Origin of the sequence: Paenibacillus ihumii (assembly GCF_001403875.1) — a bacterium.
Classification (GTDB): domain Bacteria; phylum Bacillota; class Bacilli; order Paenibacillales; family Paenibacillaceae; genus Fontibacillus; species Fontibacillus ihumii.
Genome location: NZ_LN884297.1, coordinates 264,604 through 284,712, shown reverse-complemented (window position 1 = coordinate 284,712; position 20,109 = coordinate 264,604). Strand labels below are relative to the sequence as shown.

Genomic DNA, 20,109 nt, shown 5'->3' with positions numbered 1-20,109 from the left:
ATCATTTTATATCTGTACCTGTACTTTCTCAATAAGCCGAAGTTTGTCCTTATACTTCACCTTCATAACGAATTCAGCGGCCAGCTCTTGGGTACATAAGGCAATATCCTCCTGCAGGAAGTCCGGTTTGTCATGATCGTAAAATTTCCCGGCTGCTTTTGATTTTCGAATCCGTTCGATTGTTTCATCAGCCGTTAGACGATTGGAATCCTGTATGATCCCTGATATATACTGTGCGCACGCCAGGTCATCATCCCCGGACGGGTGGGAAGCTATTAAATGAATAGACATGGTGTTGTCTTCGTCTTCCTTCCATAACTCATTCTTTATATACTCCGCTGTCGTTCTTGCATTAGTGAACCCGGTAACAAACACATGGTCTGCATTTAATGAGTTTAAGGTGGCTTTTACTCCGTTGGTGGTCTTCTGAATGAGGAATTTTCCGCGAAGATCGGCATTTTGCAAACGTACGGGCGAATTGTCCAGATCAAATCCTGGGATCGGAAGACCTCGGATCTCCCCCGCTAGCATAAACTGCGGGAATTGTTTTTTCAATCGAAAAGCCTCCTCCAAGGTTCCCGCCAGAATGATCCCCTGTGCTCCATGAATAAAAGCATAATGCGCTACAGTAAAAGCCCGGATGACATCAATGATGACATTAATTCTTGAAGCTCCGAGCTTATGATGGTGTCCCTGCACAATCCTTATAGTCATCTCATATCCCCTTCAGCCAGCATAAAGCGATGTTTTATTACAGTATATTGGCCTTGCTGAAAGAGGTGCTCCTCCCCAATACATGATATATCCCTAAGCTTATCCATTCTAAGCGGTTATAAGGAATACTTGCTTAGAAATTTGCGAATAATAACCAAACATATCAAGTCAGGGGAGCTATCACAAATGGAAAAAACGAAATCGCGAAAGCTGAATATTAGCTTCCAGAGCGACATAGAACTGGAGGAGCCTTCGAAATCAAAAGACACGTCGAAAAAATCAGATCACGGCTCAAAGGGACGCATCTGGGAGTTTATTGCCCTTGCCACGATCCCGATCGTGCTCGTCTTCGGCAACTCCATGCTGGTGCCGGTTCTTCCCGTCATGCAAAGAGAGCTCGGAATCAGTAAATTTCAAAGCAGCTTAATCATATCGATTTTTTCCTTGGCTGCAGGAATTTTCATTCCGGTTATCGGCTATCTGTCCGATCGTTTTGGCCGAAAGATCATTATTGTGCCTGCCTTGATCATTTATGGCGGAGCCGGAATTTTGGCCGGGTTTGGTGCCATATGGGACTCCTATGCGGTTATAATTGCTGCCAGAGCGATTCAGGGGATTGCTGCGGCAGGAACGGCCCCGATTGCTATGGCGCTCGTAGGTGATTTATACGACGGCGGGACGGAGAGCAAGGCCCTTGGCTTAATCGAAGCATCGAATGGGACGGGAAAGGTTCTTAGTCCAATCATCGGCTCCTTGCTTGTTTTGATCGTTTGGTATGCCTCGTTCTTCGCCTTTCCCGTATTTTGTGCTTTGTCCTTGTTAGCGGTGATCTTTCTAATAAAAGAGCCGAAGCATAACGAACAGAACGAATTATCCAAATACATTAAAAAAATTGGTCAAATATTCAAGGAAAAGGGCAAATGGCTCATCACTGCATTTTTCGCAGGTTCATTGGGGCTTTTTATATTGTTTGGAGTGCTTTTCTATTTATCCAACATCCTTGAGGACGAGCCGTATAATATTGATGGGGTGATGAAAGGTCTGGTACTGGCCATTCCCTTATTAGGCATGGTCATTACTTCATATACAACGGGAAGCCTGATTAAAAAAAATGGCAAATTAATGCGATGGCTTATGAATATCGGATTGGTTGCCATGACGCTTTCTCTTGCGGCTACCTTGTTCTTTTTAAAAAATATTTATGTATTTATCGGGCTGCTAACGGTGAGCAGCATTGGAACCGGCCTGCTTCTTCCCTGCTTGAATACGATGATCACCGGCGCGATTCAAAAAAGCGAACGGGGGATGATCACATCCCTATATAACAGCTTGCGATTTTTAGGTGTGGCGGCGGGTCCTCCCTTGTTCGGCTGGATGATGGATAAGTCCGATAGCCTTGTTTTTATATCGGTGTCCATACTCTCGCTTATCACGCTTGGACTGGTGTTCTTTTTAATTAAGCCGCCTCCTCAAATCGACTGATTTGGCCTTTATAAATTTCAAAGCCATGGGCACATGACATGAAAATTCAGCATATGATGCCTATGTCATTGGATGAAGCGACAAGTCAAAAAGAATTGAGGAGAATCCAGATGAAAAGTTCCTTACATGAAATTTGGCCAACAGAATTATGTGACCCGTGCGGATATCGCAAGCAATCTGAACTTGAAAGCACGCACAATATACGCAATGCTGCTAGTCGAGGGTATACCATGGTCATCGATAAGGGTCTTGGCAGAAACTCATTTATGGATCTGATGGAGACAGGTTCGAACTACATGGATTGCGTAAAATTCGGGTTTGGCACAGCCCCGCTCTATCAAACTGAATTGCTGCTATATAAGATCAATCTGGCCAAACAGCACGGGGTCACGGTAATGCCAGGCGGTACGTTGTTGGAGACGGCCGTATTGCAGGATGTAGTGCCGGAATTTTTCAACACCATATGCACTCTCGGCTTTAATGGGGTAGAAGTATCGGATGGGACGATTGAGCTCTCCCGCGCAAAACGTACGGAGCTGATCCAGGAAGGCAGGAAGCACGGCCTGAGGGTCTTCACGGAATACGGAAAAAAATTGTCGGGATCACTTATAGATGCAGCCGAGCTGGCCGATACGCTTGAGGCCGATTTGAAGGCAGGGGCGGAGCTGTTAACGATTGAAGCTCGTGAATCAGGCAGAGGGGTCGGCGTATTCGATGAGCATGGCGAATGCCGGTTGAATCTGCTGGATGATGTTCTGAAGTTTGTAACGGATCCGGATAAATTGATATGGGAAGCGCCTTTAAAAAGTCAGCAGGTATTGTTCCTGAACAAGTTTGGCCCTAGCGCCAATCTGGGCAATATTTCGCCAGGCGATGTTCTTTCTCTTGAAACGCTGCGGCGCGGACTCCGTCAGGATACTTTTACCTTTGGGGTCAGAGCCAGACAAGAGAAGGAAAAGGAATACTTTTATGTGATTTAACCTGGATATCCGTACCCAAGCAAGTAGATAGATGAGAATAGTTATGTTTTCGCCCCGCCCGCAGCTAGCGCGCGGGGTTCGCTGTGCATCAGCGCGGACCGAGGTTTAATCGGTACGCGCTATTTCATTAATTGCAGCTAATGACTGCTAATGGATACTGTACAAGTCTATCCTGCGTCTATCCCCGGACGTAAAGTCATGGTATATTAACACTTGTCCGCTTCCCTCAAGCTTGCACCTTTCTTTATCAAATTATTCTTGGTTAGGATTCATGCCGAAGGTGGGGTAGCAGACTTCCTCCTTTTCAACTGGAGAATGATGAAAATTGATAGCTGTAAATCCTACAAATATTTTCTTGTAAATGACAATATATGATAAAAAATTTTGAGCCTTTCCAGAATATTGAAGGTTTAAGCGGAATTATATCGAATAATATAGTCATGAAGTAACAAGGATCGTTCTTATTTTATTGGCAGGGGTGCTGTAATGAAAAGGTTGTTAAAAGGGATAGCCATCTTTTTTGTATTAATATTAGCAGCCTATTGCGCTTATTTACTTGAGAGCACTGGGAACCAGGATTCAATGAGGCAGGCTATTGATGATTGGGAAATTACTTGGACAAATGAATTCGACAAAAATATCACTAAACAGGAATTGGAGGGACTCCCAGGTTGGACGCATATTTCATTAAATAGCCCAACGCCTGAAAGACCCCAGGGCGCAATAGCACAATGGATCAAGATTACACTTCCAAAACTTTCATCTGGTTCTTCAACGATTCTTATCGATAAGATTTACGGTAAACATATCGTTGCTATTATGAATGGGACTAAAATTTATGAGTCAGAGCGTGATTATAATTATGAAATAAATAGTGTGCTATTGCCATTGGATGAGGTTAATTCGGATAGTACACTCTATATAGGGATTTTTTCGCAGAATAGAATAGGGATTCAGGGTACCATTAAAATAGGTGTTTATCAGGATCTTATTAAAGAATATGTTAGAGGAAATATTGCTGATTTCATATTAGGCAGTACACTTATATTTATTGCAGTTATTATGTTAGCTTGCACAGTATTCCTAAGATCCGATAATTTGATCATATGGCTCTCATTATGCGTTGTCTTCTTATCAAGTGGCGTAATTGTTATCACTTATTCATCTTTTTTATATTGGCTATTTGAAGACAAAGGCAAGCTGTATGTTACCTTATTTGATATAGCTTTATTTATTTTATTACCCTCGTTTACATTTTTCTTCGAAAGAGTTTTTGGTGCCGGTTACTACTCTATTATTAAGAAATTTAGAAACTTTCAGGTTGTTTATTCTATAATTTGTTTTTTTGTGGTTATTTTTCATGAAATTACATCAGGCAAATATTCTAGAATGTATGGTTTTGTGTCACAGGAGTTACTTGGATATATTATGATTGTTCAGTTTGTTTTGCTCTTGAGTATAGTGACATTTTATACATTCCAAAAGAATAAAGATGCTTTAATTTTTACTACTGGATTTTTAGTTTTTGCGATACTTGGAGTTGGAGAATTAATTTGGTTTTATTCTCAGAATGCATATTATGATCTATATCTGTGGAAGTGGGGTGTTATTAGCTTCCTGATCTCCTTAATCATTATTTTGGGTAGAAGATTTTCTGAGAATCATGAACAGGTGGTTGAGTACTCTAAGCAACTCGAGATGTTCAATAATGAATTGCAGCGTTCGGAGAAAATGGAGATCATCAGTGAGATGGCAGCCTCTGTAGCTCATGAGGTTAGAAATCCATTGCAGGTAACAAGAGGGTTTATTCAATTGATGGCTGAAAAGCATGAGAATTCAGAGAAGGTTTATTTGAATATGGCTCTTGACGAACTTGATCGCGCTTCGAATATAATTACTGACTTTCTTACTTTCGCCAAGCCAGAAGTAGGAAAAGTAGTCACACTAAACTTACTGCAGGAATTTATACATATTGAAGGAATATTAGTCCCGATGGCTAATCTGCAGGGAGGAAAAATAGCCGTAAATATACCCGAAAATTTATTAATCAGAGGAAACTCATCTAAATTTAAACAAGCCATTATTAATATTATTAAAAATAGTATCGAATCTCTACAAGGCGAGGGAGACATTCAGGTTTGGGGATATAAAGAAGATGGATGGGTATTCATTCATATTAAAGATAACGGTGAGGGAATGGATTCCGATGTCTTAGCCCGTCTTGGGGAGCCTTATTTCTCCAACAAGACTAAGGGAACTGGACTTGGTTTAATGGTAACGTTCAGGATTATTGAAGTTATGCAAGGAGAAATTACTTTCTTAAGTGAAAAAGGAGTAGGCACCGAAGCAATTATTCGCTTCCCGTCAAGAGATGCTTGACGGGAAGCTTTTTTGCTTAAGCCTACTCTCGTTGTAAAATTGTAAGTTTGCTACTGAAAATTTACATCCACACAGCATTTGGCTTGATGTCGCTTTTAATCACTTCCGACGGGTTTGGGGGAAGCACAAGGTAAAATTCGTCGGAACTTTCCTCAACTGCTTTAACCTTGATGTGATCTGGAATTATAACCCCCAGCGCCTCCTGGATAGCAGCCTTTGGATCTGCTAACAGTTTGGCTTTGAAGCTGGGGTCCTGCCAAGCTTTCTGAATAATTTGCGTCTGAAGGAGAGCTCCTGATGTTGTCATAAGATCACCCTTTCTCAGAAAAAATGGTAATAAGTGCTTACATATTATAACATTAGTCACAGTTTTAATCTAGGAATTAGAGATTTTTTTCGACAACCAGTACTCTAATCCTCCATTTTCCAACAATTCTCTATCTCTTTCAATTTGCTGTGCAGCTTGCTGAATATTATACAGAAGAAATTCATGGAAGTCATAGAGATGTGGGGCGATAGAGTGAATATGGTCTAATGTTTTATGATGAGCTTCTACCTGGTGTGCATAATCTACTAAAATGCCTTCCGTATAAATAGCTTGCTTAATCTCTTGCGGAGCAGGCTCCCAATCCTCTGGCAGCTGGTTCTTGGCTCTGATCAGGGCAACGAGGCAGTTATAGCTCCCTTCCTTGAGATCCTTCTCCCAATCCATCCAATCATCCAGCATCTGCAGCGAAATAAGCACGGTATCCACGCTGTCTTCAAGCACAGGAATCATTTGCTCTTGTCTGGAGAGCAGGTAGACAGCAGCGACAGATAGCTTGACAGGCGCAGCTTTATGGGCAACTCGCACGGGATGATTTAGAAAAAAATCGTTGATATTCTCATGGGTGACAGCCTCTGCCCATTCGATGACATATTTCCGGAAGTATGACCAGAATGGAGAGCCCGTGGGGAAGTAGTCTCTGTAGATGTTCATGAACTCAATGTGAACCAGGTCGGCTAGCGGAAGCTGATGCTTGAAACGCGCTTCAGGATTGTCCATTAATTCGTCAATCAGGTGGTAGTACATCATCCCGAATATGTTCGCCACCGCGATTCGGCGGCAGTCCGCAATGGATACGGATGACTTCTCCTGCAGCCAGAACGGCAGAAGGTAGCAGATGTAGTTCTTCGAGCGGTTCTCCTTGAGTACATGAAACTTGTCGAGGAAGTCACGAGCTGGTTGGCTGAATGAGGGAGGGAAGGCGGATAATGATTTGTCCGCATTAGCGAACGCTTGCTGCAAATCTTCTTCATAATTAGAAAGCCAAAGCAAAATTAACACCTCTCATCATGATAAAAGCCCGGTATACCGATAACATGATCCGTTAGGCAAAGAAGACGAGAGTAATCCGGATACTATTATTATACCCTAAATGGAAGGTTCTAAAAATACAAATGTGTGACTTTTGATCTACATTCAACCAAGCATAATGCTTTACCGAACAATAATGCCGCCAAGCTCTCTTGGCGGCATTATATTTAGGGAGATCCATTTAAGCGTTCGGCAAATTTAAAGCCTTATCTGCATTTTGTACGTCCATCTGAATTTGCTGATCTGGGTCGTAAGCATTATAGTACCCATTGTCCCTCATATAGTTGAAGATTTGCTCGTGAAGGTTGACGGCTTTGCTCAATTGATCGCACAGAACATTTCTTACCTCGGGAGTAGCCGCTTCGGAGAGTGCGGCAGCATAATTCTTGATGCCGCTCTTAGCGGCGATCAACAAATCGGAGGCAACTACCTGATCGGTCATCGCGCCCATTCCAGTCATGTTCCTCATGATAGTGTTCATGTTTACGGCCTCCTGTTTATACGAGTAGGTTTCTTAATTGCTGGATGTCTTCGGTTCCGCTTCGCACATCATTCTCCAGAATCGTCTTGAGGTTTGGATCGGTGACCATAGAAGCCATCGTTTGGCTTTTGGTCAGGCAAGTCGTTTTGAACGTAAGAAGCTCATGAAGCTCTAGTTTTTCATGTACCCCTAGGTTTGATTTAGGCATAATAACCCCTCCTTTCTAAGGGTTGTTATGTCCTAAGCCAATAAAATTTATGCTTGCTTGACATTCAAGCTTCAGAACCGTTTGTAGTCCGCGAGCCGCACCTTATCCTTGTACAGCTTGGCTCTAGCTCTGTATTGGAGGTATGATGGAGTCCTTAGTTTTCCATTATTGGTAAATTCAATGGGAAAATTCGTCGACCGCCAAACAATTAAGCTAATGAAACAATCCGTTCTCATCGTCCTCTATTGGAGTACACAATAAAATGCACGACAATAAGTGACACAAAAGTCACGTGCCTCAAGCATAGAGCTTTGTTGCCCGAAAAAAATACAACACTTTCCCTTCAAAACATCTGGCGAAAGCCGATTAAAATCAAGAGTAATCCGGAAATGACCGTGGCTCGATGACCCAGCTTCTCCGCAGCGAATTTCTCCCCGAAGCCTGCACAGAGCGCCAGCAGAATAAAGCTGAATAGGCCGACAGACAACGAGGTATACCATACGTTTAATTGAGTGATGCCTGCATTGAAGCCGCCTGCCAGAGCATTCATGGCCAAAGCGATTCCCAGAAGTATCGACTCAGGCAGGCTGATTGATTTCGAACTGTCGATGTCCGCCTCCTCCGGATTCTGCAAGAGCCTTGTTAAAGAATTGGCTGAGGACTGCTTGGGAATCGGTTTTTTCTCCACATAGGGTTGAACCAGCACCCATACGCCAACCCCTATAATGACAATAGTTCCGATCAGTTGCCCGATCCAGGGCGAGATCCAGGTAGATATTAAATTTCCGAACAAACCGGAGAACAGGGTAGCCAGGAAGGATATGATTGCAATCGCCAGATTAGAGTACCAGGGAATGCGGATTTTCCGAACGCCGTAGGCAATTCCGACCCCTGCATTATCCAAGTTCGATGCCAAGCCGATCGCAATGATCGCTAACAGACTGTAGGAACTCAATGATGTTCACTCCTTTGCGTCGCTTTGCTCACAGCATATGCCTAAGGCTCCGATTTGGTTTCTCCTGCAATATTTTGTTGAAATGGTGAGAAAAACTCCCTTTCTACCGTATAACGTAGTATAATTTACAATAAGATATATCCGAGGAGTGATAAATGTGCTTGAAAACTTGTTGCGGCCAACGCATCTGCTGTTGCTGGTCATCGCCGCGCTCCTGTTGTTCGGTCCCAGCAAACTGCCGGAACTTGGACGCAGTTTTGGCACGATGTTAAGGGAATTTAAGAAAGGCGCCCGCGGCGATTCCAAGGAAGAGGAAGACAAGCCGCAGGAGATCAAGTCTATAGAAGAAACAAGCAAGTCTTAAGGATAGAAAATGGGGGCGCCTGGCGGTGCCTTTTTTTGTAATCACAAGAGCGAATATTTTTAAGATATAGGCTATGTTAAACTTTGTTGTTTATATTTAATATTTACGAACATTTGTTAAGCGAGAGCTTATCCACTTTTTGCAATCACGAACTAAGGGAGTTGCAGTTCGAGCGATTGATGAAATTCAAGAACAGAAGCATAAAGACGGGCTTGTTTGCCCCTACTGTAAAAGACATTCAGTCGTGCGATTTGGAAAGTACGCTGTAAAAACATGTACTGGAGAGGTTAAACGTCAACGTTATCGCTGTAAGTCCTGTCGCTAAACGTTCAATGACCTCACGCATACCCCTCTCCAAAGAACGAGAAGACCTTATCTTTGGGTTCGATTCATTGAATGTATGATTGAGGGCTATTCATTACGTAAGTGTGCTGAAATACTGCATGAAGAAATCACACACATAACTTTGTTTTACTGGCGGCATAAGATTCTTGCCGCTTTGAAGCAAATTCCAACCGAAACTTTCCAGGGAATTGTCGAAATGGACGAAACATACTTCTTATACTCTGAAAAAGGTAGACGGAAAATCACCGAACGCAAGCCACGTAAACGTGGTGGCAAAGCCAAGTATCGTGGCATCAGTAATGACCAAGTGTGTGTTCTTGTTGCCCGTGACCGTCAGAAAATGACTTACTCTGGCGTACTTGGACGTGGACGTATTCGGACTACAAAATTGGATGAAGCGATTGGTGGTCATCTATCTGACTCCAACGTGCTATGCACTGATTCGTGGAGAGCATTCAGTTCCTATGCGAATTCAAAAGGCTTGGCTCATTACCGATTCAAGTCTGACGGAAAACAACGTGTGAAAGGCGTGTATCATATCCAAAACGTAAACAGCTACCACAGCCGCTTGAAGAAATGGATGGACCGCTTTAATGGTGTTGCAACCAAATATTTGCAACATTATTTGGCTTGGTTTCGTTATGTAGAAAGCAAGGAATATGAGAATACCTCATCGAATAAGAAAAATATGTTGGTCAAATCATGCCTGTATACTGTAACCGACACGAATACAAAACTTAGGCTTTCTGCTTATTCTGGTTAAGATAATGGGCAGGGTACTGACAGAATATAACTTATGCTAAAATTAAGAAGAAAAGATGTGGAGGGATGAAATTGTCTGAGGATTTTTATTGCGACGAGGTACTAAGTGGTCGTACTTCTGTACAGAAAGTATTTGAGACTGATAACGTTCTTGCATATCATCATACTCGCCCTTTTTATCCCGTTCACATTGTTACGATTCCAAAGAAACACATCTCATCACTTCTAACACTTGAACAATGCGACAATGAACTCTTAATTGAGTTGATGGACGTTGTTAAAAAGGTGGCAACACAAGTGCAGTCTGAGTATGGGGCTTGCAGAGTGCTGACTAATTTAGGGAAGTACCAAGATTCAAAACATCTTCATTTCCATGTCTTCTACGGCGAACCATTACGCTAAACGTAATTGCTTTCTGCACTAACTGAGAACGATAACTAACTCAAACCGCCTTTTCACCAAGGCGGTTTTCTTATGGTCAAATATCAACATTAGAATTTAACATAGCCAAGATATAAAAAGACCCTGGGATGCTGCATAAAGTGGAACCCGGCAGAATCGGTGGCTTGGCACGTGATCTGGAACGGCTAGAGCGGACGATGAAAATGGAGTAACGGGAATGTCCAGGGAACTGAGGCGGTTAGCTAGCGATGTCGAGGCTGCTTATACCGAGCCTTCTGAGCATGAAGTTCGGTCGACGGCGCGCAAAGTGGGCGGTTTACTGCAGGAAATCGAGAAGCTGGCAGAGCGTATTGACGAGCAGATGAGGGAGAAGGTTCAGGCTTTACGCTATGCTGAAAGAGAATACATAAAAGCAGAGAAGGATGCTGCCAAGGCAAGTGTAACGAAGAAACCGTCTAGGTTTACCCTGGAAGGGGCGATCCAGAGCTGGTTTCAACGGTGAGGAGCAAGCATGGGCTCACCAGAGTTGGAGACGATTGCCAAAGCATTCGAGGAGATTGCCCAGCCAGGCGGCTTATAAAATGTACGCCATTTATGATCATGAGTTATACATGGGATATGCCTATGAGTTTGCTGAGCAGCAAAGGGAGAAGCTGACGAAACTGGGCGTGTCTGAGGAATGGTATACAACGGGTATTCGTTTGGCCGAGTTCTATAAAGGGTCTCCCTTGGATGCTTGCGACTATAATCCGCTGAAGCAGAATATGTCAGTGATGCCTAAGGAGAGCGAGCTGCTGGATGAATATAATCAGGCGATTCCTGCCGAGGATATTCGGAAAATGCAGCAGTATTTGAAGAATATGAACATCTATCACGGCGAAGTCATCGGGGAATACAATCAGGAATTCCTGGTGGCCGTAGCGGGCTATCAGCATATTGCCAACACGGTCAGTACCATGGCGGCGGTTAGGCGGGAATGGTTTGGACTGGAGATGTTCGAGTAGAGGGAAGATCACCAGGGGACTGCTCGGATTAGCTATGGCTGAAAGTGGTTATGGAATGAGGAACAATCCGAACCTGAACACGGGCGGCATGGCCGCTGCCGTAACGATAGTTGGCGTAGGGGATGGCATCGTCAGTCAACTGCTGGATGACGGTAAAGATCTGGTTCAATTTGCTTGGAGTGGCAATCCGGTTAACCCGGAGTTCTGGACAGAAACGATTCCCGGCTAATTTTTTTTAAAAAATGGGAGGATGTTTTAAAGGAAAATGTAGTTACCAATATGAAATTGAGAAAATAGAGACCTTGAGAAGAACGTTCTTGTAAATTAGCAAGTTTACACCCCCAACCCATTTAGAACCTTGACAAACATACTTGATAAACTTTCAAAAGCTCATTCCCACTTGCACTATGAGTAGGAATGAGCTTTTTTTGCATGCCCGAAATCAAAGGATTTTAAGTCCAGAAGCAATTAGAGGTATGCCGGGAATATAGAAGGCAATATGAGGGAACACCTCCCGTACGGTCTGGTATGTGGAGGTTACTGTGATCGTGTTCTCGTAGGCTGCGTAAGCTAAGCTGTACGAATTAAGAAATATTAGAAGAAAAACGAGTAGAACAGCACATTGCTTCAGTTTTTCATGAAAAAACCTCCTAAAAATTGGTATGAGTCCATTTACATTATATAATGGAAAATACACCCTTTATAATGTGCATTTTAAATTTTACCATATCACTAGAAATATTTTCGATCTCCATTTTATTCCAGAACGGCGCAATAATAGTACCGATGACTAAGACGGGGGGGGGGAGAAGTAGAATGTTTTGGATCAGACCTAGGGTATTCCCTTTGTATGATTGTAAATAAAAAAAGGAAAATGAGATAAATGTAACTATATATTCAATATAAACGTATTTCCATATGATGGGACATGAGAAATAAACTAAGGAAAGGTGTGACTGTAAGATGGAACCCAAATTAAACAAAAGATGGGGGGACAACCCGGGAAAAACCGGTGCCAACAGATTATTGCTTGTCATATTTTACGCAATGTTTATCGCCTATGCTTTAATTGCCATTAAAGTTATTTTGTTTAAGACAATTCCTTTTTCAGCACTGTTCCATTCAGGAATAATGTCAGCATTAAGAAGCATTAATATCATTCCTTTTAATACGATTATTGAATTTTTTACAAGCGAGAATATTGAAATGGGGAGGGCGTTGGCAAATATAGGGGGGAATATTGCTATCTTTGTTCCTTTGGGGATTTTCGTAGCTTATGCTGCACGCAACAAGCCTCTGCATGTTTCATTTCTTTGCCTGCTGCTGACCTCATTTGCGCTCGAAGTTATTCAATATGTGTTTGCTTTGGGCAGCAGCGACATCGATGATATTCTATTGAATTGTGCTGGCGGGGCTATAGGTGTTGGTGTATATAAATGGCTCCATAAATCAACATCCTCCCAGAATCAATTCCTGATGTCTCTTGTTGGTTTCCTCTTGGCTGCAGGACTTTCTGGGGGCGTCGTTATTAGGATGGTAGAGCCAGAGCTGTTGTCTCTCTCAACTTCTAAGGTCGAATATATTTATGAAAATAATGAGATAATGGCGGGATGGAATGAAGCAGAGGCAGACTTGTTTGGAGATTTGGCAGCTGCTGAAACCAATAAAATAACAGTGTATATGAATCCTAAATCAGTGCGAACAACAGAGGAAAAAGAAACGGACGAGGAGTATGTTCATATACAAATAAATGACGCAACCAGAATATTTACCAGATATATCTCTTCCGATAAAAATACCGTCATCAGCAAGTATGAAGAAGTAACAAGTTCTGATATATCCTCCTTGTTAGAGACTGGGGATCCGGCTCCCTCGGTTAGGGTTTGGTTATCGAACGAAGATAAGCAAGTGGCTGAGGCGATCCTCATTAGTATCATTGATTAATATGAATTAAGGCCAACGAAATGAAAGTTGGCTGTTTTTCTCGAAAATTTTAGAAATATTTTTAATATATATTTATTGTTTACAAAATAAGGAATTAGAGTTATCGTAGATTTGTAAATAAGGAACATATTGCATATAATAGTGAAAAAAATCACAATGCACAGGTACAATTTATAATCCTAAGGATGGCGGGTTCCAGAGCGAACATTAGAAGATTATTATCAAAGTCAGGCGTTTTTGATGGGACGTACGGCAATGACAATCGGCCGATCTTATTTGTTGAACAACATAAAAGATGCCAAGAATATGCTCAAGGATTACAAACCTTTTCAAGTCGGCATCGTCGCGGGGCCGGTCGATCCGGCCGAACCTGATAAATCCCGAGATATCTATTTTAATGAACTGTTTGCCATCCGGGCGAACTCGCCGAATGTCGATGTAGCATGGGAATTTCTGAAATTTGTAAACGGGGAACAGTTCGCCCAAATTAAATCGAAATCATTGAATAACGGGCTTTTGTCCCGCATGGGATATTCAAAGGAATATGACGGCGTCAGCCTGGACGTGTTCTACAAATTACAACCGAATTTGGACGGGGCAAATTCGCTGGACAATGATAAAATCCCCGGAGTTTTCACTCCCAGTACCAGCCCATCGTCGATCGTGAGCTGAAATTGGTCGAGGAGAACAAGAAATCCATTGAGGAGGCGCTGCAGACGATTGAGCAGGAAGGCCAGGCCGTATTGAATCAGGACAGTATTATCAAGAAGGAACTCATTTATCTAGCGATTGCGTTCATTGTTTCCACTAATGCGATCGAAAATCTTTATTCATCTGAGGGCATATACTTTGCTGTAAAAGCCAGTTCTGAAGAGTCCGGTGCGGGAAATCGGCACTGCACTACCGCTAAATAAAAAGCGCCCCTTCACTTTGGAAGGGGCGCTTTTGGAGAATGTCGTTAATACGCTTTAATAAATTTTATGTCGTTGTTCCCGCAAAGGTAGATGAGCTTTGGATCATCCAGCCGGTAAATTATACCCTTTACAATGTGCATTTTAAATTTTACTCAAATCACTAGAAATACTTTCAATTTCCGGCTTCTTCCAAAACAACGCGATCACCGTACCGATTACCAAGACTAGGGTGGCAAAGTAGTACGGGTAGTTCAAGTTGATGTCGAACAGCGCGCCACCGATGATCGGGCCGAAAATATTGCCTATGCTTGTAAAGGTCGAGTTCATGCCGCCGACAAAGCCTTGCTCGTTCCCGGCAATCTTCGATAAATACGATGTGACGGCTGGACGTATTAAATCGAAGCCGGTAAAGAGTACAAAGGTTGTCAGCAAAATGATGAAATAGGTGCTTACAAATGTCATCAGGAGCACGAGAACCGCGGAAATCGCCAGGCAATAGCGAATCAAATTGATTTCGCCCAGGCGTTTCGTCAGGCGGTCAAACAGCAGGACCTGGGCAGCGGCGCCGACCAGCGCACCGCCGGTAATGACGATAGCGATATCCTTTGGCGTGAAGCCGAACTTATGGTCGACGAACAGGCTGAAGAGCGATTCGAATGCAGCAAGGCCAAAGGATAGCACGAAGATCAATATGAACGCGATGAAATACATCGGGACGAAGATGAGGCGGAATCTGTTTTGCCGCCCTGACTTTGATGAATCTTCAATCGTGCGTTCCGGCTCCTTCAGCAGTACCAGGGACAGAATCGCGGCGATTCCGCCAAGTACTCCGGCGGAATAAAAGGGAAGGCGCGTGTTGATCTCCGCCAGAAACCCGCCAAACCCCGGGCCGATGATGAAGCCCGTGCTGATGGCTGCTGACATGTAGCCAAGCGCTTTGGATCTGGTATCGTTCGTGGTGATATCCGCGATAAAAGCTGTGACCGCAGGCATAATGAACGCTGCGCTTACTCCGCCCAGCATACGGGAGATGAACAGTACCTCAACAGATCTCCCGATTCCGAACAGAAATTCCGAGAAGCCGAAGATGAACAGCCCGAGAACGATCATGATTTTACGTCCGTATTTATCTACCCAGCGTCCAGCCAACGGTGAACTGATCAACTGCATAATGGCAAAGGCCGACACCATATAGCCGACGATTGACCCGCTAACATTCAGCTCATTCATAATGGTGGGCAGCACAGGAATAACGAGCCCGATTCCGAGAAAAGCGATAAATAAATTTGACAACAGGATAGCTAATGTGACTTTTGGATTCTTCATGCATAAAACTCCTCTAATTCATGCTGTAAGGAAAATCCCATCAGGCGGCAGCTACCATTAAGGGTTCATCCGTAGACTTCATATTATACAGCAAAAAAACCCAAATCAGCTATAGGACATGCTACTATGCAGCGGATTCTGTGATGCGTGCGGAGGTTTCAATCATCCCTCTGGAAACATGCAGTTGTTTCCAATGCAAAAGGGACTTTCCCCCGCTCGGCCTGAGCGGCTGGGAAAGTCCCTGCTTGAATTATTTGAAGAGCCAACCGAGGCCTGCCCTGAACGGCATCGCGCGCGCAGGAAGCAGTGCTGCTTTTAGTTAAGGAGCGTGCTGGCTTACAAGGGCTCCACGTTCAATTGGATTGCCCGGTATCCATAGGCTTCCACGATGACCTTGCCCGCGGGGATCACATCTCCCGTCAGGGCGTCCCATCCCGGACAAGGCAGGGTCACACTGCCCCCACGGCCATCCATATTGACGATGATCCATACCAGTTGGCCATCGGTCCTCTGTCTTGGCGCGACCAGAGTGCCAGGCTTCACATCGCTTCTTATGGTGATTCCCACCTCATCGGCATAGTGCCGGATGAGCCGGCGAAGCAGCTCGTCGCCTGCCTCCCCGCTGGGCATCGAGCCCAGCAGGACGATTCTCCCCAGCCCGTGCCGATGCTCGGTGGCGAACGCCAGACCGGGCGTCAGCCCATCGCTGATCTCGCCCACTACGGACGCGCCGCCCTCGGCTGGCTGAAATACCGCGCTCCATAACGAGAGCGGAGCCGATACGCCAAAGGCGCGGCCGATGGCTCCCGTACCCTCCATCGGGTATGTATAGACCGTCTTCACGCCCGCCCATTTTTCCAGTGCGCCCAACCCTGAATCCGTATGAATCGTATGCTCCTCCGTCCGTCCTCCGGTAAGCGGGCCCGCGACCCAAATCCCGCCCCGGGCCGTGAACTCCAGCGCCCGCTGCAAATACTCAGCAGATACATAAGGGAGAAAAGGAGTAAACAGCAGCTTATAACCGCTTAGATCTGCTCCTTCGGGAAGGACATCGCGATGGATGCCGAGCGACAGTATCCTTCTATAGAAATCATTCATCAGCCCCCGGTGATTGAGCTGCCGGTGCGGCTCTGTCTTCAGGTAAGCCTTTGCCGCATCCGAATAAGTCATCGCTACCTCGGCCTGTACCGGCTTCGTCTTCAGGAGCAGCGCCTCCAGCTCCTGCCTGGCCGACTCCACCTCCAGCACCTGGCGATGCCCGATTGTTGGCTCGCCCCAGGCGCTTAGGACGGAGCCGTGCGGCTGCTCGCTGCCTGAACGCTGCTGCCGCCACAGCCAGTAGCAGAACGCCTGAGCGCCCAGGGCATAGGCCGCCACAGCTTCGGCCTTCACGTATCCGTTCGGGTGCGGCGCGGCATAGCTCTCCAGCGAAGCGGCATGGGAGGGGCTTGTCTCCATGATCCAGAAATCCTTGCCCGGCTTCAAGCAGCGCCATAAATCGCAATTGAACAAATACGCGTGGGCGTTCTCTCTGGAGGCATACGTATCGAACGAAGCGAAGTCGAGATGGCTGAACAATCGTTCGTTGTCCACGTGAAAGGCGATGCTGCTGTTATGAGTAATCGGGGCTGCGGAGAAGCGCCGAATCATCGCTGCTTGTTCATCCGCGAACTCTGCAATCTTCTCCATGGAGAAGCGCTGGTACATCGTCCGCAGCGATGAATTATGCAGGAAGGGAGCGGGACCCGGCTGCGGCACCTGGTCGAAGCGCTGGTAAGCCTGGCTCCAGACATTCGTCCCCCAGGCCTCGTTCAGCCTGCCGATCGTGCCGTAGCGCTGCTCCAGCCAGCGATGCCACAAGCCCTTGCACGTGCTGCACATGCACTCCGCCACATGGGCCTTGAACTCGTTGTCGAGCTGCCAGGCGATAACGCCCGGCAAAGAGCCGACGGCCCGGGCGATATGCTCGGTAATGATCGCGGCCCGCTCGCGGAAATAAGGATGGTTGGTACAAGCATGCTGCCGCGCGCCATGGCCCATCACGGTGCCACGCTCATCCACGTGCATCCGCTCCGGATGGCCATGGCTCAGCCAGATCGGCGGGGTAGGCGTCGGGGTGCACATTACCGTATCGATGCCATTGCGGTACAGCAGCTCGATGACTTCAACGAATGAGCTGATATCAATGTGTCCCTCCTCCGGCTCAAAGACAGACCAGGCGAATTCCCCGATTCGCACTACATTGATTCCAGATCGCTTCATCCCTTCGATATCCTTCAGAAGCACGTCCCGGCTCCATAGCTCCGGGTACCAGCAGGCGCCATGATACAGCTTTTTATTCAATTCGTTCTCCACCTTCCATAGTTGATAGCCTTCTCCCCTCAGTCTGTCTTAGCCGTTATCTCCCGGCAATAGCAATGTTTTGCCGCGTTTGCACTTTTTTGTGCGAGTGGGGCTGACAAGCCGTTTGCCGCGCCTGCCAAGAAAGTCTAATTGCCGGAAAATAAGCGCTGACCCATAATGAGGCTACATCGATTGCAAGCTGCCGGCTTCACGATGAATATGGAGGTGAACAGGGTGAAACCAACGGCTGCGCCAAACATCCTTATGAGCAAACAAGCCTTAAGAAGCAAGCGGGAGACGCGCTGGAAGCGCCTGAAGCGCGACAAGTGGCTGTATATTCTTCTGCTGCCGGGCCTGCTCTATTTTCTGATTTTCAAATACGTGCCCATGTGGGGAATATTGCTTGCCTTCAAGAATTACCAGCCCTATATTGGCTTTTGGAAAAGCGAGTGGGTAGGCTTCGAGCATTTCAAGGTTTTTTTTCAGAATCCCGATTTCTTCATGCTCCTGCGCAATACGCTGGTGCTGTCCTTGTACAACCTGATTTTCTTCTTCCCGGCTCCCATCATTCTGGCGCTGCTGCTTAATGAAATACGCCGGGCGCTTTTCAAGAGAACGATTCAAACGCTGATCTATGTCCCTCATTTTATCTCCATGGTTATTGTGGCGAGCTTGACTTATGTGTTTCTGACAACCGAAGGCGGGATGGTCAATGAGTTTTTGTATGCGTTTACAGGCAGGAAAATCGATTTCCTGGCCAGCCCGGACTGGTTCCGGCCGCTCATTATTCTGCAAACGATCTGGAAGGAATGCGGCTGGGGAACGATTATTTTCCTGGCGGCGCTGGCGGGCGTCGATATGGAGCAGTATGAAGCGGCCATCGTGGATGGGGCCAGCCGCTGGAGGCAGCTGTGGCATATCACCTTGCCTTCCATTCGCAGCACGATCGTTATTCTGCTCATTTTACGGATGGGCACGATTCTGGATAACGGGTTCGAGCAAATTTATTTGATGATGAATGCCTTGAATCGCCAGGTCGCCGAAGTGTTCGACACTTATGTGTATGCGCTCGGGATCACACAGGGGGCGTTTAGCTATAGTACGGCTGTTGGATTGTTCAAATCGGTCATCGGTGTAATACTTGTGCTTGGCTCCAACTGGCTGGCCAAGAAATCCGGTGAATCGGGATTGTACTGACCATTGAACCCAGGGAGGAGAAGATGCTGTGGTCAAGCGATATAGAAGCACGGGCGAGAAAATATTCGATGCTTTCAACTATGTATTCCTTGCGTTGTTCGGACTGCTGGCCGTTCTGCCCTTCATATTCGTCATCTCGGGCTCCTTCGCCACGGATGCCGAAATTACGAAACGAGCCGTATTCCTGATTCCGAGGACGTTCTCGCTGGATGCGTACAAATTCATTTTTTCCACGGATACCATCATGCGCAGCATCGGCGTATCGATATATGTTACCGTCGTCGGCACCATTGTGAATCTGTTCTTCACGGTGACGATGGCTTACCCGATGGCCCGGCGGAATCTGATGGGCCGCAATATGATTTTGAACCTGGTCATTTTCACGATGCTGTTCGGCGGCGGGATGATCCCGACATATCTGGTCATTCGCGAGCTGCATTTGCTGGATACACTGAATTCGCTGATTTTACCCGGCGCCATTAGTGCATTCAATTTGATCATCGTCAAAAATTTCTTTCAGGAGCTGCCTCCAGGGCTGGAGGAAGCGGCCAAAATCGACGGCTGCAACGAGCTCAGCCTGCTGTGGAGGATCGTGCTTCCGCTCTCGAAGCCCGTGCTTGCTACCTTCACGCTGTTCTATGCCGTAGGGCATTGGAACAACTTCTTCTCGGCCCTGCTCTACATCAACGATCCCAGCAAGTGGCCGCTCCAGGTCATGCTGCGGCAGATCGTCATGCTCTCGCAGTCGGCCGGCGACCTGAGCTCCATGGATCCGACCTTCGTGCAGCCGCCGGAGCAATCCATCAAGATGGCGGTTATCGTCGTGGGGACAATTCCGATTCTGTGCGTGTATCCGTTCCTGCAGAAGCATTTCGCCAAGGGCGTGCTCCTCGGCTCGATCAAGGGTTAACTTCGTCCGGCTCTTTCATTTAAGGAGCCTGATGATTTTACC

The 20,109-nt window shown here is 45.9% G+C and carries 21 protein-coding genes and 1 pseudogene; 14 read left to right on the top strand and 8 right to left on the bottom strand.

Annotated features, from left to right (window positions below):
• Positions 1-6 precede the first annotated feature (6 nt).
• On the bottom strand, positions 7-714 hold the full coding sequence (locus BN2762_RS04040; protein WP_055105741.1) for a 2-phosphosulfolactate phosphatase: 708 nt from the start codon (positions 712-714) through the stop codon (positions 7-9).
• Positions 715-900: 186 nt separating this feature from the next.
• Between BN2762_RS04040 and BN2762_RS04035 the strand changes: the two genes are divergently transcribed.
• The 3 genes from BN2762_RS04035 (at position 901) to BN2762_RS04025 (ending at position 5,555) form a co-directional block, all read left to right on the top strand.
• A complete protein-coding gene (locus tag BN2762_RS04035; RefSeq protein WP_055105740.1) occupies positions 901-2,196 on the top strand; it encodes an MFS transporter in 1,296 nt (431 codons plus the stop codon).
• A 110-nt stretch (positions 2,197-2,306) separates the two neighbouring features.
• Positions 2,307-3,176, top strand: coding sequence for a phosphosulfolactate synthase (gene comA / locus BN2762_RS04030; RefSeq protein WP_055105739.1), 870 nt, complete (start codon positions 2,307-2,309; stop codon positions 3,174-3,176).
• Between the two features lie 486 nt (positions 3,177-3,662).
• Positions 3,663-5,555, top strand: coding sequence for a sensor histidine kinase (locus tag BN2762_RS04025; RefSeq protein WP_055105738.1), 1,893 nt, complete (start codon positions 3,663-3,665; stop codon positions 5,553-5,555).
• Positions 5,556-5,616: 61 nt separating this feature from the next.
• Here BN2762_RS04025 and BN2762_RS04020 read toward each other — a convergent pair whose 3' ends face one another.
• From BN2762_RS04020 to ytaF, 5 genes are all read right to left on the bottom strand, one after another.
• Positions 5,617-5,862, bottom strand: a complete 246-nt coding sequence (locus BN2762_RS04020; protein ID WP_055105737.1) for an NHLP leader peptide family RiPP precursor — start codon at positions 5,860-5,862, stop codon at positions 5,617-5,619.
• Positions 5,863-5,931: 69 nt separating this feature from the next.
• Positions 5,932-6,882, bottom strand: coding sequence for a hypothetical protein (locus tag BN2762_RS04015; RefSeq protein WP_230202415.1), 951 nt, complete (start codon positions 6,880-6,882; stop codon positions 5,932-5,934).
• A 211-nt stretch (positions 6,883-7,093) separates the two neighbouring features.
• Positions 7,094-7,393, bottom strand: coding sequence for a spore coat protein (locus BN2762_RS04010; protein WP_055105735.1), 300 nt, complete (start codon positions 7,391-7,393; stop codon positions 7,094-7,096).
• Positions 7,394-7,409: 16 nt separating this feature from the next.
• On the bottom strand, positions 7,410-7,601 hold the full coding sequence (locus BN2762_RS04005) for a hypothetical protein (RefSeq protein WP_055105734.1): 192 nt from the start codon (positions 7,599-7,601) through the stop codon (positions 7,410-7,412).
• A 343-nt stretch (positions 7,602-7,944) separates the two neighbouring features.
• Positions 7,945-8,556 (bottom strand): sporulation membrane protein YtaF, encoded by a 612-nt coding sequence (gene ytaF / locus BN2762_RS04000; protein ID WP_055105733.1) that lies wholly within the window; start codon positions 8,554-8,556, stop codon positions 7,945-7,947.
• A 157-nt stretch (positions 8,557-8,713) separates the two neighbouring features.
• Between ytaF and tatA the strand changes: the two genes are divergently transcribed.
• From tatA to BN2762_RS03960, 9 genes and pseudogenes are all read left to right on the top strand, one after another.
• Positions 8,714-8,920 carry a twin-arginine translocase TatA/TatE family subunit gene (tatA, locus tag BN2762_RS03995; RefSeq protein WP_083484753.1) on the top strand — a complete coding sequence of 69 codons (207 nt, stop codon included), beginning with the start codon at positions 8,714-8,716 and terminating at the stop codon, positions 8,918-8,920.
• Positions 8,921-9,095: 175 nt separating this feature from the next.
• Positions 9,096-10,028 (top strand): annotated as a pseudogene (locus BN2762_RS03990) (IS1595 family transposase); the annotation flags it as partial.
• Between the two features lie 71 nt (positions 10,029-10,099).
• Positions 10,100-10,429 carry an HIT family protein gene (locus BN2762_RS03985; protein ID WP_055105731.1) on the top strand — a complete coding sequence of 110 codons (330 nt, stop codon included), beginning with the start codon at positions 10,100-10,102 and terminating at the stop codon, positions 10,427-10,429.
• 217 nt (positions 10,430-10,646) lie between these two features.
• Entirely contained in the window at positions 10,647-10,931 is a 285-nt protein-coding gene (locus tag BN2762_RS03980; RefSeq protein WP_055105730.1) for a hypothetical protein, read from the top strand.
• A 79-nt stretch (positions 10,932-11,010) separates the two neighbouring features.
• Positions 11,011-11,433 carry a hypothetical protein gene (locus BN2762_RS03975; protein WP_055105729.1) on the top strand — a complete coding sequence of 141 codons (423 nt, stop codon included), beginning with the start codon at positions 11,011-11,013 and terminating at the stop codon, positions 11,431-11,433.
• A 34-nt stretch (positions 11,434-11,467) separates the two neighbouring features.
• On the top strand, positions 11,468-11,662 hold the full coding sequence (locus BN2762_RS26745) for a hypothetical protein (protein ID WP_222861013.1): 195 nt from the start codon (positions 11,468-11,470) through the stop codon (positions 11,660-11,662).
• Between the two features lie 734 nt (positions 11,663-12,396).
• On the top strand, positions 12,397-13,377 hold the full coding sequence (locus tag BN2762_RS03970) for a VanZ family protein (RefSeq protein ID WP_055105728.1): 981 nt from the start codon (positions 12,397-12,399) through the stop codon (positions 13,375-13,377).
• Between the two features lie 279 nt (positions 13,378-13,656).
• Complete coding sequence (locus BN2762_RS03965) at positions 13,657-14,049, top strand: hypothetical protein (protein WP_222861012.1); 393 nt, start codon at positions 13,657-13,659, stop codon at positions 14,047-14,049.
• A 2-nt stretch (positions 14,050-14,051) separates the two neighbouring features.
• Positions 14,052-14,291, top strand: coding sequence for a hypothetical protein (locus BN2762_RS03960; RefSeq protein WP_055105726.1), 240 nt, complete (start codon positions 14,052-14,054; stop codon positions 14,289-14,291).
• Between the two features lie 141 nt (positions 14,292-14,432).
• On the opposite strand, the gene norA is transcribed toward BN2762_RS03960, so the two are convergent.
• Both norA and BN2762_RS03950 read right to left on the bottom strand, forming a co-directional pair.
• Positions 14,433-15,617: a multidrug efflux MFS transporter NorA gene (gene norA, locus BN2762_RS03955; RefSeq protein WP_055105725.1), complete on the bottom strand. Its 1,185-nt coding sequence runs from the start codon at positions 15,615-15,617 to the stop codon at positions 14,433-14,435.
• Positions 15,618-15,953: 336 nt separating this feature from the next.
• Positions 15,954-17,960: a beta-galactosidase gene (locus BN2762_RS03950; RefSeq protein WP_055105724.1), complete on the bottom strand. Its 2,007-nt coding sequence runs from the start codon at positions 17,958-17,960 to the stop codon at positions 15,954-15,956.
• Positions 17,961-18,224: 264 nt separating this feature from the next.
• Here BN2762_RS03950 and BN2762_RS03945 point away from each other — a divergent pair, with 264 nt between their 5' ends.
• Together BN2762_RS03945 and BN2762_RS03940 are read left to right on the top strand one after the other, a co-directional pair.
• Positions 18,225-19,157, top strand: coding sequence for an ABC transporter permease (locus BN2762_RS03945; RefSeq protein WP_055105963.1), 933 nt, complete (start codon positions 18,225-18,227; stop codon positions 19,155-19,157).
• A 28-nt stretch (positions 19,158-19,185) separates the two neighbouring features.
• Positions 19,186-20,067, top strand: coding sequence for a carbohydrate ABC transporter permease (locus BN2762_RS03940; protein WP_055105723.1), 882 nt, complete (start codon positions 19,186-19,188; stop codon positions 20,065-20,067).
• Positions 20,068-20,109 lie beyond the last annotated feature (42 nt).

What these genes read in the sequence shown, in the direction of transcription:
- BN2762_RS04040 (WP_055105741.1), bottom strand. Translation starts at nt 714, where the DNA reads ATGACTATAAGGATTGTGCAGGGACACCATCATAAGCTCGGAGCTTCA.
- BN2762_RS04035 (WP_055105740.1), top strand. Translation starts at nt 901, where the DNA reads ATGGAAAAAACGAAATCGCGAAAGCTGAATATTAGCTTCCAGAGCGAC.
- comA (WP_055105739.1), top strand. Translation starts at nt 2,307, where the DNA reads ATGAAAAGTTCCTTACATGAAATTTGGCCAACAGAATTATGTGACCCG.
- BN2762_RS04025 (WP_055105738.1), top strand. Translation starts at nt 3,663, where the DNA reads ATGAAAAGGTTGTTAAAAGGGATAGCCATCTTTTTTGTATTAATATTA.
- BN2762_RS04020 (WP_055105737.1), bottom strand. Translation starts at nt 5,862, where the DNA reads ATGACAACATCAGGAGCTCTCCTTCAGACGCAAATTATTCAGAAAGCT.
- BN2762_RS04010 (WP_055105735.1), bottom strand. Translation starts at nt 7,393, where the DNA reads ATGAACACTATCATGAGGAACATGACTGGAATGGGCGCGATGACCGAT.
- BN2762_RS04005 (WP_055105734.1), bottom strand. Translation starts at nt 7,601, where the DNA reads ATGCCTAAATCAAACCTAGGGGTACATGAAAAACTAGAGCTTCATGAG.
- BN2762_RS03980 (WP_055105730.1), top strand. Translation starts at nt 10,647, where the DNA reads ATGTCCAGGGAACTGAGGCGGTTAGCTAGCGATGTCGAGGCTGCTTAT.
- BN2762_RS03975 (WP_055105729.1), top strand. Translation starts at nt 11,011, where the DNA reads ATGTACGCCATTTATGATCATGAGTTATACATGGGATATGCCTATGAG.
- BN2762_RS26745 (WP_222861013.1), top strand. Translation starts at nt 11,468, where the DNA reads ATGGCTGAAAGTGGTTATGGAATGAGGAACAATCCGAACCTGAACACG.
- BN2762_RS03970 (WP_055105728.1), top strand. Translation starts at nt 12,397, where the DNA reads ATGGAACCCAAATTAAACAAAAGATGGGGGGACAACCCGGGAAAAACC.
- norA (WP_055105725.1), bottom strand. Translation starts at nt 15,617, where the DNA reads ATGAAGAATCCAAAAGTCACATTAGCTATCCTGTTGTCAAATTTATTT.
- BN2762_RS03945 (WP_055105963.1), top strand. Translation starts at nt 18,225, where the DNA reads ATGAGCAAACAAGCCTTAAGAAGCAAGCGGGAGACGCGCTGGAAGCGC.